Origin of the sequence: Alkalilacustris brevis (assembly GCF_003350345.1) — a bacterium.
GTDB classification, from domain to species: Bacteria; Pseudomonadota; Alphaproteobacteria; order Rhodobacterales; family Rhodobacteraceae; genus Alkalilacustris; species Alkalilacustris brevis.
Genome location: NZ_QNVJ01000054.1, coordinates 1 through 12,332, shown reverse-complemented (window position 1 = coordinate 12,332; position 12,332 = coordinate 1). Strand labels below are relative to the sequence as shown.

Below are 12,332 nucleotides of genomic sequence, written 5' to 3'. Positions count from 1 at the left end.
ATCACGACAAAATTGATACCCGCGCGCAATATTCTTGCGCGCGGTTCGTCTTTTCGGTAGCCAAGATTACAAGCACACCAAATCCATCGGAGGAATCATGGCAAGAGTCGCACTCGTTACTGGCGGATCACGCGGGATCGGGGCCGAGATTTCCAAGGCCCTCAAGACCGCGGGTTACAAGGTTGCGGCCAATTACGCAGGCAACGACGAGGCCGCCAAGGCGTTTTCGGATGAAACCGGCATTCCCGCCTACAAATGGTCGGTTGCCGATTACGATGCCTGCGCCGAAGGAGTTGCCCGCGTCGAGGCCGATCTCGGCCCGGTAGACGTTCTGGTCAACAATGCCGGCATCACCCGCGACGCACCGTTTCACAAGATGACACGGGAACAATGGAACGCGGTGATCGACACCAACCTCACCGGCATCTTCAACATGACCCACCCGATCTGGCCCGGTATGCGCGAGCGCAAATTCGGCCGGGTGGTCAACATCAGCTCGATCAACGGGCAGAAGGGCCAGTTCGGCCAGGCCAACTACGCCGCCTCGAAAGCAGGGGATCTTGGGCTGACGAAAACCCTTGCACAGGAAGGCGCCCGCGCGGGTATCACCGTCAACGCGGTCTGCCCCGGTTACATCGCAACCGATATGGTCATGGCGGTGCCCGAAAAGGTGCGCGAGGCGATCATCGGTCAGATCCCCGTTGGCCGCCTGGGCGAGCCTGCAGAAATCGCCCGTTGCGTGGTGTTCCTGGCATCGGATGATGCAGGCTTCATCACCGGCGCGACACTTTCGGCCAATGGTGGCCAGTACCTCGCCTGAGGCTTAAGGGCGCGTTGCCTGACCTGCGGGCCGGGCAGCGCGCCGATAATGAAATTCGTCAGTTTTGCGAGAGGCGCTCGATCTCTTCCTTGAGTCGCAGCTTCTGCTTTTTCATCTCGCCTATAGCGAGTTCGTCAGCGCTGGGGCTGCGCTGAGCCGCCTCGACCTTTTCCGCGAGGGCGCTGTGCTTGCGGCGGAGTTCCTGCAGGTGCGAACTCATGGTCATGGTCGGTCTCCTCTCCTGGGTGAAACAACCTCATTGCACCACAGATGGTGATTCCTGTCACGCGGGACAATCATCCTGGCACTGGATTCATTGTCGCAGGCAAGATGTTGCCAAAGCCTCAATCGTCCCTCAGCAAAAGGGCTTTCCCGTCGCGCAGGATCGCGGCAGTTTCCCCTGTCAGGTCCTCGCCGTCCCGGGTGTGTCTGGGCGCCGCATGGATGACCAGCGGCGCAAGCAGCCTGAACGCCGAACGCCCGCCCTTGCGCGCCTGCAAGACAATGCGCTTGGCCGGCCGCCCCTGCCTGGGCAATAGCGGGAGGACAGTGATGCCTGCACGGCCCGAGAGCGGCGCGAGCAGGGCAGGCAGCCGGTGCGCAAGCTGGATCACCGTCAGGTACCCGCCCGGGCGCAAACGGCGCAGCGCCACCTCGACCCAGGCCGCAAGCGGTGTCGCCTCTTGCAGGGCGATGGCCCGCCCGCCATCGCGCGCGCGCGGTGCGTCCGGCGAATACCAGGGCGGGTTGAACATCACGTGATCGAAACTGCGCGCCCTGAGGTCTACGGGCAGCGCGGATATGTCGGCCTCGAATACCTCTAGCCCGGTTTCGTTACGCGCGGCGTTGCGGCGCGCCAGTTCCGCATAAGCCGGTTGCAGCTCGACCCCGGCAAGCCGCACCCCCGGCACCCGTGCTGCAAGGCACAGGCTCGCGACCCCCGCGCCGCAGCCCAGTTCCAACACGCTTTCGCCCGCGCGTGCGGGAACGGCGGCTGCCATCAGCACCGGGTCGGTCGCGGCACGATACCCATCGCGCGGTTGCAGAGCCGAAACCCTGCCCCCGAGAAAGAAATCCTCGGTCAGCGCCTCGGGCGCGAAGCCCTCTGCCTCAGCCATCGAGACCGATGTTGTTATCGCGCAGGATCGCCCTGGCCCTGAAATGATCCTCGCGGCGCACCATCAGGCGCTGCGGTAAAATGCCGATTGATCCTTCGAGTGTGCTCATATGGACGTCCATGGCGAATGTCTCTATACCCTCACCATCAAGGAGGGCCGTGGCGAAGGGTATCAGCGTTGGATCGGTGGTTCGAAGAAGCTCCTTCATGGCCCGCAGTAAAAAGTAGACGACAGGTTTTGTCGAGACAGGTGACAGCGGTGTGATGGGGATCGATACCACAGACCAGTCCCCGCCGAAGGCGCTTCGCAGGTGGCTTTCCTGCGACATGGATGCCGTGGACGCGCTGATCCGCGCGCGCATGGCCTCGGAGCACGCGCCGCGCATCGCGGAGATTTCAACGCATCTCGTCGGTGCGGGCGGCAAACGACTGCGGCCGCTGATGACCCTCGCGGCCGCGCGGATGTGCGGGCATGACGGGCCGCACCACATCGCGCTCGCGGCGACTGTCGAGTTCATCCATACCGCCACGCTCCTGCATGACGATGTGGTCGATGAAAGCGCCCGGCGGCGCGGGCGACCCACGGCCAACCGGCTGTGGGACAACAAATCTTCGGTGTTGGTGGGCGATTACCTGTTCGCGCGCTCGTTCCAGCTGATGGTTGGCACCGGCTCCATGCGGGTGCTCGATATCCTCTCGGACGCCGCCGCGCGAATCGCCGAGGGCGAAGTGCTGCAACTGACCGCCGCGCAGGATCTGCGCACCGACGAGGATATCTACCTGCGTGTCATCCGCGGAAAGACCGCGGCGCTGTTTTCGGCCGCTTGCGAGGTCGGCGGCGTAGTCGCCGGCGCGCCCGATACCCATTGCGCCGCGCTGGCCGAGTATGGCGATGCGCTGGGGGTAAGCTTCCAGATCGTCGATGATTACCTCGATTACAGCGGCGCCGGCGAAGCGCTGGGAAAGAATGTCGGCGATGACTTCCGCGAACGCAAGCTGACCTTGCCGGTCATCAAGGCTGTCGCCCGCGCCGATGCCGAAGAACGCGCCTTCTGGGCGCGCGTCATCGAAAAGGGCGAGCAGCGCGAGGGTGATCTCGAGCACGCGATCGACCTGCTCAACCGCCATGACGCGCTGGAGGACACCCGCAAGGACGCGGTGGCCTGGGCGCGGCGCGCCCGCAATGCCATCGAGGCCCTGCCCGGGCATCCGCTGCGCGACATTCTGGCGGATCTGGCCGATTACGTGGTGGTGCGCGTCAGCTGACCGTCAGGCGCAGGCGCTGCCCGCAGCAACGCGCCGGCGTCCACCCACCAGCCCGGTTGCGCGGCGCGTATGCGCTGTTGCGCGGCGCGCGCGGCAGCCTGATCCGCATAGAGGCCGAAGCAGCTTGCCCCCGACCCGGACATGCGCGCCATCAGGCAGCCCGGGCTGGCGCCCAGCGCCAAAAGCACCTCGTCGATCACCGGAAACAGCCTGCGGGCCGGGGTCTCAAGATCATTGCGCATCGTCCGTAGCCACCCGGCCAGGTCGGCGGCATCGCGCCATCGGGGCAAGCGGGCCGGCATGGCGGGATTCCGGCGGCATTGCAGGGCGGCAAACACCATGGGCGTCGGCACCTCGACGCCGGGGTTAACCAGCAGCACCCAGACTTCGGGCAAGGGCGGCACCGGGCCAAGCGTGCCGCCGATGCCCGTCATCCGCGCCGGGCAGGCCGCCAGGCAGACCGGCACATCGGCGCCAAGCGGCAGAACACGCTCGGGGGCCGGCAGGGCCACACCCCACAGCCGGGCCAGCGCCCGCAGGGCCGCGGCCGCATCGCCCGACCCGCCGCCCAGACCGGACGCCGGTGGCAGATGCTTTTCCAATGTCAGCGCGGCGCCTTGCCCCGGGGGCCCCTCTCCCGACTTTTCCGCAAGAAACCGCGCCGCCCGCATCACCAGATTATCGTCGCCCGCCGGCAGCCCGGCGGCGCGCGGGCCCGTGACATGCAAGCTCAGGTCCGGGGCGGCGCGTGCCCGCACGGTGTCGCCGATCCGGGCAAATGCCACCAGACTGTCGAGCAGATGATAGCCATCGTCCCGGCGGCCGGTGACATGCAGCGTCAGGTTCAGCTTGGCCGGGGCGAAGGCCTCAGTTTCCATGCGCGCGAACGTCACTGTGCAATGGCTCGGCCCCTTCCTCAACCAACACCTCGTCCAGCCCGACCTCCAGCTTGCGGCGGATGCGGTCCATGTCCAGATCGTCAGCCGGGCCGAAAGACAGCGCGCGGCGCCACTGGAAACGCGCCTCGAGCTTGCGGCCCACAGCCCAGTACACATCGCCCAGATGATCGTTGAGGATCGCGTCGCGTGGCAACAGTTCGACCGCGCGCTCCATCGGCTCCACGGCCTCCTCATAGCGCCCGAGGCGGAACAGCGCCCAGGCCAGCGAGTCGATGATGTAGCCGCTTTCCGGCTCGCCCTCGACGGCGCGCTCAATCATCTCAAGCGCCTCTTCCAGGTTCTCGCCCCGCTCGACCAGCGAATACCCCAAATAATTCAGCACATGCGGCTGATCGGGGTTGAGGTCGAGCGCCTTGCGGAAATCCGGCTCGGCCAGCTCCCAGCGGCTTTCGCGTTCATGGGTGATCGCGCGGGAGTAATAGACCGGCCAGTGCCGCGGCTCTGGCTCGCCCAGAAGGGCAATGGCCCGGTCATAGGCTTGCGAAGCCTCGTCAAACAGGCTTTCGCGGCGCAATATGTCGCCCAGGGTGACCTGAATGCTCGGCAAGTCCTCGTGGCGCTCGGCCAGCGGGCGCAATACATCGAGCGCCGTCTCGACCTGCCCGGCCCGGTAAAGCGCCTCGGCCTTGCCCAGCGCGGCACGATATTGCGAAGGGTGATCTTCCGGCACCTTCCGATAGGCTTCGACAGCCAGATCATACTGCTCCATCGCTTCCAGAAGCTGCGCGACCAGCAACATGGCATCAGCATGTCCGGGCCGCAGATGAAGCGCGAGACGGGCGTAAATCAGCGTGTAGTCCGGCGATGCCTCGCCCTGAAGGGTTTGCGCTACATCGTAATAGACCTCGGCCATGCCATCCTGTGGCGATGTCACGATGTCGAACGGAATAGCTTCCCCCGCTTCCAGCGCCGCACGCAACTCCTGAACATCCGGTGTCAGCCCGGTGCCGAAGGCCTGACCGAGAAATTCAAGCGCCTCATCAAAATTGCCGAGTTGGGCGAGCACCTGCAAACGGGCAACCACCCCTCGGCGGCCCACGCGCAACGTGCCGGCAGCCTCGCCCGAAAGGATATGCTCGGCCCCTTCGAAATCGCCCGCATAAGCCAACGCCAGCGCATTGTGATACAGCGCAAAAGCCTGCATTCCGGGCGTTTCGGTCAGCGCATCCAGCCCCGCCAGGGTGTCGGACATGCGCCCTTCGCCCAGGTGGATCCACGCATTCAGAAGCCCGGCAACCAGCGGGCCGGAAAGCGCCTCGTCCTCGAGAAGGTCAAGCGCCTCGTCGTAGGCACTCTGTGCCAGTGCTTCGGCTGTCAGCACAAGGCGGCCAGCCTGACTTTCGATGCCCATCGCGGCAAGCGCCTCGGCCAGTTCGGCCGCGCGCTCCAGATTGCCCAATCCCAGATGCGCCTGCAATGCACCTTCGGTCAGAAAGGCATTTTCCGGCTCATGGGCCAGAACAAGATCGAGGTAAGGCGCGGCGGCAGTGTAATCATTGGAAATCAGCGCCTGCCGCGCAGCAAGATAGGCCCCCGAAACGCCGCCCTCGTCGCCAAGGGCCGGCAGGGGCGCGATCATGGCCGAGGCAAGCAAGGACAGACCGAGGCGGCGAAAACGGGTCACATCAGGGCCTTTCGCTGTGCAATGCACCAAGACTAGTGCCCGCGCCCGGCCAAGGCAATGCAAGCAACGTCCGCAATACCGGCAAAGCGGCGCGCCTCGTGCGATTGTTACATGTTGGGATAGTTCGGCCCGTCTCCGCCCTGCGGTGTTCGCCATTCGATATTCTGCGCCGGATCCTTGATGTCGCAGGTCTTGCAATGCACGCAGTTCTGGAAATTGATGACGAATTCCGGCTTGCCGTCTTTCTCCACCACCTCATAGACACCCGCCGGGCAGTAGCGTTGCGCAGGTTCATCGTATTTCGGCAGGTTCTGCGCGATCGGCACGGAGGGGTCATTCAGCGTCAGGTGGCAGGGCTGGCTTTCCTCGTGATTGGTGAAGGAAAACGCCACATTGGTCAGCCGGTCGAAGCTGAGCTTGCCGTCGGGTTTGGGGTAGTCGATCGGCTGGAATTTCGCCGCCTCTCCGGTGGCGGCAGCGTCGGACTTGCCGTGGCGCAGCGTGCCGAACAGCGAAAAGCCGATGCTGTTGGTCCACATGTCCAACCCGCCCAGCGCCAGCGAGGGCAGCATCCCCCAGCGCGACCACATCGGCTTGACGTTACGCACGCGGCGCAGGTCGCGCCCGACAGGACCGTCGCGCAGCGCGGTTTCATAGGCGGCCAGTTCGTCGCCCGCGCGACCGGCCGCGATAGCCTCATGCGCGGCCTCAGCCGCGGCAATGCCCGACAGCATGGCATTATGGTTGCCCTTGATGCGCGGCACGTTGACCAGCCCCGCCGAGCAGCCCAGCAGCGCGCCGCCGGGGAATACGACCTTGGGGATCGACTGCCAGCCGCCTTCCGAAATCGCCCGCGCGCCGTAAGCCACGCGCTTGCCGCCCTTCAGCAGTTCGGCCACCATCGGGTGATGCTTGAAGCGCTGGAATTCCATGTAGGGGTAAAGATGCGGGTTCTCGTAGTTCAGATGCACCACGAAACCCACATAAACCTGATTGTTCTCAAGGTGATAGATGAACGACCCGCCGCCCGCGTTCTTGCCCAGCGGCCAGCCCATGGTGTGGGTGACGGTGCCCTCAAAGTGCTTGTCGGGGTCGATTTCCCAGATTTCCTTCATCCCGAGGCCGAATTTCTGCGGGCATTTGCCATCCGACAGCGCGAAACGCTCCATCACCTGTTTCGACAGCGAGCCGCGCACCCCTTCGGACAGGAAGACATACTTGCCGTGCAGTTCCATCCCCGGCTCGTAATTCGGGCCCGGCGCGCCATCGGGGTTGCGGCCGAATTCGCCCGCGACCGCGCCCTTGACGCACCCGTCCTCGCCCCAGACCAGTTCCGAGCAGGCCATGCCGACAAACACCTCGACGCCCAGCGCCTCGGCCTGTTCGGCCATCCAGCGGCAGACATTGCCCATGCTGACGATATAGCAGCCGTGATTGCTCATCAGCGGCGGCATCGGCCAGTTGGGGATGCGGATGTCGCCGCCCTGCCCCAGCAAATGGAAATTGTCGCGCCGCACCGGCACCGTCACCGGCGCGCCACGCTCGCGCCAGTCGGGCAGAAGCGCATCCAAGCCCGCCGGGTCGAGCACCGCGCCCGACAGGATATGCGCGCCCACTTCCGAGCCCTTTTCCAGCACCACCACCGACAGATCGGCATCAAGCTGTTTCAGCCGGATCGCCGCCGACAGGCCCGCCGGACCTGCGCCGACGATCACCACATCGTATTCCATCGCTTCGCGCTCGGTTGTGGTCATGCTTCTCCTCCTGGCTGGGCCGCCGTCTTGATCTCGCGCGGGTCGCTGCACAACTAGACAGAAGCAGGCCACCGGGTCAATTGAGAGGCAGGCAGATTAGGCTGCCTCTTGCAATCGTGCCGGGGCTTGTGTCTGGTAAGTCTGGAATCTGCAACCGGCCCCTGGCTCAGGCCTCGGGCCTCTTTCGGTTATGAGAAACGATGGAAAAAATCCCGATGACCCGCGAAGGGTTCAACGCAATCGACGATGAACTGCGCGAGCTCAAGTCAGTGCAGCGCCCCGGCATTATCCGGGCCATCGCCGAAGCGCGTGAACATGGCGACCTTTCGGAAAATGCCGAATATCACGCCGCCCGTGAGAAGCAGAGCTTCATCGAAGGCCGGATTCGTGAACTCGAATCAATCATCGGCCGGGCCGAGGTGATCGACCCGGCGCGGATGTCCGGCTCGATCAAGTTCGGCGCGACCGTCACCATCATTGACGAGGAAACCGAGGAAAAACACACCTACAAGATTGTCGGCGAGGTCGAGGCGAATATCGAACAGGGCCTGTTGAACATCAAGGCGCCGTTGGCGCGCGCCCTGATCGGCAAAGACGAAGGCGACAGTATCGAGGTGCGCACCCCGCGCGGTGAGCGCAGCTACGAAGTCGTCAACATCGAATACCGCTGACCCCGCCATCCACCGGGAAGTTGACAGATGTCAAAAGCGCCCCATCCATCCAGTGCACCCACCGCGCCGCTGCCGGGCGATCATGGCGGTGGGCGCGGGCTGCGGGGCACCGACATGGTTGCGATCGGGCTGGCGGTTATGTGGCTTTTGGCAGTCGGGCTGTATTTTCTGCTGGCGCCCCCCGCGCCCGAGGGCGGGGGCGGCATGGCCGGGATCGTCACGCTGGTCCTGACGCTGCTGGCGGTGTTTCTGCCCATCGCACTGATCTGGATTGCGGCGACGACCGCGCGCACGGCCCGCGAGATGCGCGAAGAGGCCGCGCGGCTGCAAGCGGCCATAGACGCAATGCGCAACGCATATATCGCCCAGAACCAGGGCGTGCGGCAGGAACTCAGCCCTGCCGTCGAACGCAAGCTCGAAGAACTCGCCGCCGCCCAGCGCAAGACAGAATCCGCGATCGCGACCTTTGCCACCCGGCGCGACCAGGCCCAGGTGGTGCCATCGGCCGACCACAAGACGGCACTCGCCCTGCCACCCGAGCCGGAAGCGGCCGAGGCGCAGCCCGCGCTCGCCCTGGGCACACCAACCGAGGATCTGCGCACTCCGGTTTCCCTGACCGATTTCCTGCGCGCGCTCAACTTTCCCGAAACGCCGGAAGACAAGGCCGGCTTCCGCGCGCTCCGGCTGGCACTGGAAGACCCGCGCGCCGCCCGGCTTATCCGGGCCGCGCAGGATGTGCTGACGCTGCTGAGCGAAGACGGCATCTATATGGACGACCTCAAGCCCGACCGTGCCCGCCCCGAACTGTGGCGCCGCTTTGCCCAGGGCGCGCGCGGCGGCGAGGTGGCTGGCCTGGGCGGGGTACGCGACCGCTCGTGCCTTGCGCTCGCGGCCGCACGGATGCGCGAAGACACGGTGTTTCGCGACGCGGCGCATCATTTCCTGCGCCAGTTCGACCAGATGCTCGAGGAATTCGAAGCGAACGCCAGCGACCTGGAGCTTGCCCGGCTGGCCGATACCCGCTCGGCGCGTGCCTTCATGCTGTTGGGGCGTGTCACCGGCATCTTCGATTGATTGCCCGCCTTGACGCGACGTCGCCCTGCGCAAGCGGCTGCGTGACGATTGCGCTTACCTCACGCCTTGCCTAAGCCGGATGGACCCACAGCGGAAAAATCGACATGGACCAGATCAGCACCAGGGCAGCCTATTGGAACGGGTTTCGTGCGGGCGCACCCTTTCTGCTGGTGATCGTGCCCTTCGGCATGGTGTTCGGCGTGATCGCCACCGAAGCCGGCTTTAACATCGCCGAGGTGATGGGATTCTCGGTGCTGGTCATTGCCGGTGCCGCGCAACTGGCCGCCGTTCAGCTGATGACCGAGAACGCGCCCACGCTGGTGATCCTCGCCACCGCGCTGGCGGTCAACCTGCGCATGGCGATGTATTCGGCGGCCATGGCCCCGCACCTGGGTAGCGCGCCATTCTGGACTCGTGGCTTCATGGCCTACTTTCTGGTCGATCAGTCCTATGGCGTCAGCGCCATCGAGTTCGAAAACCGCCCCGACATGTCTATCGCGGCCAAGACCGCGTTCTTTTTCGGCTCGATCACGCCGGTATGCTTTCCCTGGTATCTGGCCACCTGGGCGGGCGCGGTCCTGGGGGCCTCGTTTCCGTCCGGGCTGGGGCTGGATTTCGCGGTGCCGATCACCTTTCTGGCGATCATCGCGCCGATGCTGCGCACCGCGGCCCATGTGGCGGCGGCGATCACCTCGGTTGTGCTGGCGCTGGGGCTGGCGTTCCTGCCCTATAACCTGGGGCTTCTGCTGGCCGCTGGCTGCGCGATGGCCGTGGGCGCCTGGGTCGAGCACCTGATGGCCCGGAGGCGCGCGGCATGAGCTATTCGACCCCGCATATCTGGAGCATCATCATACTGCTGGGGATAGGCAGCTTTCTGATCCGGTTTTCCTTTCTGGGGCTCGTGGGCGGGCGCAAGCTGCCGGACTGGGCGCTCAGGCTGCTGCGCTACACGCCGGTGGCCGTGCTGCCGGGGTTGACGGCACCGCTGGTGCTGTTTCCCGCCGCAACCGGGGGCAGCCCCGACGGGCCGCGCATGGCCGCAACGATCGTGACGCTTGTGGTCGGGCTGACAACCCGCAACGTGCTGGCCGCGATCCTGTCGGGTGCGGGCACGCTGGCAATCGGGCTTTGGCTGTTCGGCTGAAGGCTGTCCGGCTCAAGCCTGTCTGGTGGCCGCGGCCACCTGCGGCCCCGCGCCGGCACCAGACACCGCATGAGAGCCATGCAGCGCCCTCGCGAACCGCCGGGCCACTCAGCCATGCGGCAAGAACGCAGGCGAGAGTCTTCAGTCCACCCATTCCGCACTGTGACGCCCCAGGCGGCACGGCGGGCGGGGCCAGGTCCAGCCTGCCGGTTGCAGCGGCGGGCGCAGCGCCTCGATCGGGCCGAAATCGGTGTCATGGGTGGCCAGCAAGCCCTGCGCGCGCAGCTCGTCCGCCGTGGGCCGGGCCTGCGGATACTCTGCCTCGGGGCCAAGCTGATCATGGGTATCCCACATCCATTCGGCGGTGCGGGTCAGCGACAGCCGGGCGTGGCGGCTACCGCCAACCTCGAGTTGCCGAATGAGGCCGACCATCGCCGCCAGCGCCGCCAGATAGCCCGAGAGGTAATCGAGCGGCTGGCAGGGCAGGTTCCGCGGCGGGTTCACACCATCCCAGCACATGCCGACCGTGGCCTGCACGAGGCTGTCGTAACCGCGCCTCGGTGACCAGGGCCCGGCCCGTCCGAAGGCGTCAAGCTCCACATGCACCAGCCCCGGCCGCAGCCGCGCCAGGGCCACCGCGTCAAGCCCGCGCGCGGGCAGCGATCCTGGGCGATAGGCATCGAGGAAGATATTCGCCCCCTGCACCAGCGTGTCGAACCGCGCCTGCCCCTGTGTATCGTTCAGGTCGATTTCGGCGGCCCGCTTGCCGAAACCCGTGTCGATCACCAGCGATTCGATGCTGGGCAGGCCTGGCCCCGACACCAGCAGCACATCGCCACCCCATTCGGCGATGGTACGCCCGCACATCGGGCCGGCGATCACCCGCGACAGATCGAGCATCCGCACCCCCTGCAACGGGCTGTCACCGGCCCCGAGGCGGCGCGCCGGGGTATCGTCGAGCTGCGTCATTTCGATCAGCGGCAGCTTGCGCACCGCGTCGTGCTGGGCCTCGGCGCGCCATTCCTCGCGCGTGCGCACGGCGGCGACGCACAGCCCCGCCGCGATGCCCTCGGCCTCGAGCGCGAAGGCATCCCGGCTGCGCACCCTGGCCGCGACATCTCCGGCCGAACTGGCCCCGAGGAGCCGCACCACCCCTTCGCGCAGATGCGGGAAATTGCCGTGCAGAAAGACCCAGCGGCCATTCGCGGCCTCGTAAAAGCCGGTAAACGGATCGCGAAACTTCGACCGGGCGCCGGCAACGGTCAGGTAATTGGAATTGGCCATCGCCAAACCGGCATGACGTGTCGAAAGGCGCACCGGCAGCAGGCCGCCGCCACGCATTTCCTGCAACCGCGATGCGGCCAACCCGACAGCCGCCAGCACCGCCACCGCATTGGCGGTGATCGGCCAGGGCGTGGGCAAGGCATTGCCGTCGTCGATGATCTCCAGCCGCTCCAGGGGCGCATCCTCGAACCCCGCGGCGGCGAGCAGGCCGTCAAGAATGATCCGGCTGTTCGCGATACTCATGCCACATCTCCGGGTATGGAAACCTCGTCGCGCCTCAGGTCGCACGCCCTATCGGCAGGCTGGCGCGGTTGCAGAACACTCCCCTTCGAACCGCCGCCACAGCAGAAGATTACCGGAAGCCATGTCTGTTCCACGGGCCTGCTCCTTGCTGTTCGTCGGGCGCGATCATGGATGCCTTGATATGCACTTCCACTCCGGAATTGAAGCCGGAGCACCGACCTGGACCTGACGCTTGTAGCCCGCCTTGACCATCAGCGATATGGCGAAAGTCCGGGGGGCCGCCGTGTTGGCCGTGGCACAGCCCGGCACCGGCCCCCCCCCGATTGGCGGGGCCGTCGCTACCGGACCTTTTACAATTTCATTGCGAAGGGGTCAC

13 protein-coding genes are annotated in these 12,332 nt (G+C 65.7%); 6 read left to right on the top strand and 7 right to left on the bottom strand.

Annotation, left to right across the window (positions count from 1 at the left end):
• Positions 1-97: 97 nt before the first annotated feature.
• Positions 98-820: a beta-ketoacyl-ACP reductase gene (gene phbB / locus DQ229_RS07845; protein WP_114965721.1), complete on the top strand. Its 723-nt coding sequence runs from the start codon at positions 98-100 to the stop codon at positions 818-820.
• Between the two features lie 58 nt (positions 821-878).
• Here phbB and DQ229_RS07840 read toward each other — a convergent pair whose 3' ends face one another.
• The 3 genes from DQ229_RS07840 to DQ229_RS07830 form a co-directional block, all read right to left on the bottom strand.
• Positions 879-1,046, bottom strand: coding sequence for a YdcH family protein (locus DQ229_RS07840; RefSeq protein WP_114965720.1), 168 nt, complete (start codon positions 1,044-1,046; stop codon positions 879-881).
• A 118-nt stretch (positions 1,047-1,164) separates the two neighbouring features.
• Positions 1,165-1,938, bottom strand: coding sequence for a tRNA1(Val) (adenine(37)-N6)-methyltransferase (locus tag DQ229_RS07835; protein ID WP_114965719.1), 774 nt, complete (start codon positions 1,936-1,938; stop codon positions 1,165-1,167).
• Entirely contained in the window at positions 1,931-2,146 is a 216-nt protein-coding gene (locus DQ229_RS07830; RefSeq protein WP_114965718.1) for a putative signal transducing protein, read from the bottom strand. Before DQ229_RS07830 ends, DQ229_RS07835 begins: the two co-directional genes overlap by 8 nt.
• A gap of 55 nt (positions 2,147-2,201) precedes the next feature.
• Here DQ229_RS07830 and DQ229_RS07825 point away from each other — a divergent pair, with 55 nt between their 5' ends.
• Positions 2,202-3,203: a polyprenyl synthetase family protein gene (locus DQ229_RS07825; protein WP_114965717.1), complete on the top strand. Its 1,002-nt coding sequence runs from the start codon at positions 2,202-2,204 to the stop codon at positions 3,201-3,203.
• Here DQ229_RS07825 and DQ229_RS07820 read toward each other — a convergent pair.
• The 3 genes from DQ229_RS07820 to DQ229_RS07810 form a co-directional block, all read right to left on the bottom strand.
• A complete protein-coding gene (locus DQ229_RS07820) occupies positions 3,179-4,081 on the bottom strand; it encodes a 4-(cytidine 5'-diphospho)-2-C-methyl-D-erythritol kinase (RefSeq protein ID WP_114965716.1) in 903 nt (300 codons plus the stop codon). The two genes, DQ229_RS07825 and DQ229_RS07820, sit on opposite strands and share 25 nt — an antisense overlap.
• Entirely contained in the window at positions 4,071-5,741 is a 1,671-nt protein-coding gene (locus DQ229_RS07815) for a tetratricopeptide repeat protein (protein ID WP_114965715.1), read from the bottom strand. Before DQ229_RS07815 ends, DQ229_RS07820 begins: the two co-directional genes overlap by 11 nt.
• Positions 5,742-5,893: 152 nt before the next feature.
• Positions 5,894-7,540 (bottom strand): electron transfer flavoprotein-ubiquinone oxidoreductase, encoded by a 1,647-nt coding sequence (locus DQ229_RS07810; RefSeq protein WP_114965714.1) that lies wholly within the window; start codon positions 7,538-7,540, stop codon positions 5,894-5,896.
• Positions 7,541-7,740: 200 nt separating this feature from the next.
• On the opposite strand from DQ229_RS07810, the gene greA reads away from it, so the two are divergent.
• The 4 genes from greA to DQ229_RS07790 all read left to right on the top strand — a co-directional run bounded on the left by greA (position 7,741) and on the right by DQ229_RS07790 (position 10,429).
• Positions 7,741-8,211 (top strand): transcription elongation factor GreA, encoded by a 471-nt coding sequence (gene greA / locus DQ229_RS07805; protein ID WP_162300797.1) that lies wholly within the window; start codon positions 7,741-7,743, stop codon positions 8,209-8,211.
• Between the two features lie 27 nt (positions 8,212-8,238).
• Positions 8,239-9,285, top strand: a complete 1,047-nt coding sequence (locus DQ229_RS07800) for a hypothetical protein (protein WP_114965713.1) — start codon at positions 8,239-8,241, stop codon at positions 9,283-9,285.
• A 104-nt stretch (positions 9,286-9,389) separates the two neighbouring features.
• Positions 9,390-10,103 carry an AzlC family ABC transporter permease gene (locus DQ229_RS07795; RefSeq protein ID WP_114965712.1) on the top strand — a complete coding sequence of 238 codons (714 nt, stop codon included), beginning with the start codon at positions 9,390-9,392 and terminating at the stop codon, positions 10,101-10,103.
• Positions 10,100-10,429, top strand: coding sequence for an AzlD domain-containing protein (locus DQ229_RS07790; protein ID WP_114965711.1), 330 nt, complete (start codon positions 10,100-10,102; stop codon positions 10,427-10,429). The genes DQ229_RS07795 and DQ229_RS07790 overlap by 4 nt, the downstream gene beginning before the upstream one ends.
• Positions 10,430-10,570: 141 nt before the next feature.
• Here DQ229_RS07790 and DQ229_RS07785 read toward each other — a convergent pair whose 3' ends face one another.
• Entirely contained in the window at positions 10,571-11,956 is a 1,386-nt protein-coding gene (locus DQ229_RS07785; protein WP_114965710.1) for a CoA transferase, read from the bottom strand.
• Between the last annotated feature and the right edge of the window lie 376 nt (positions 11,957-12,332).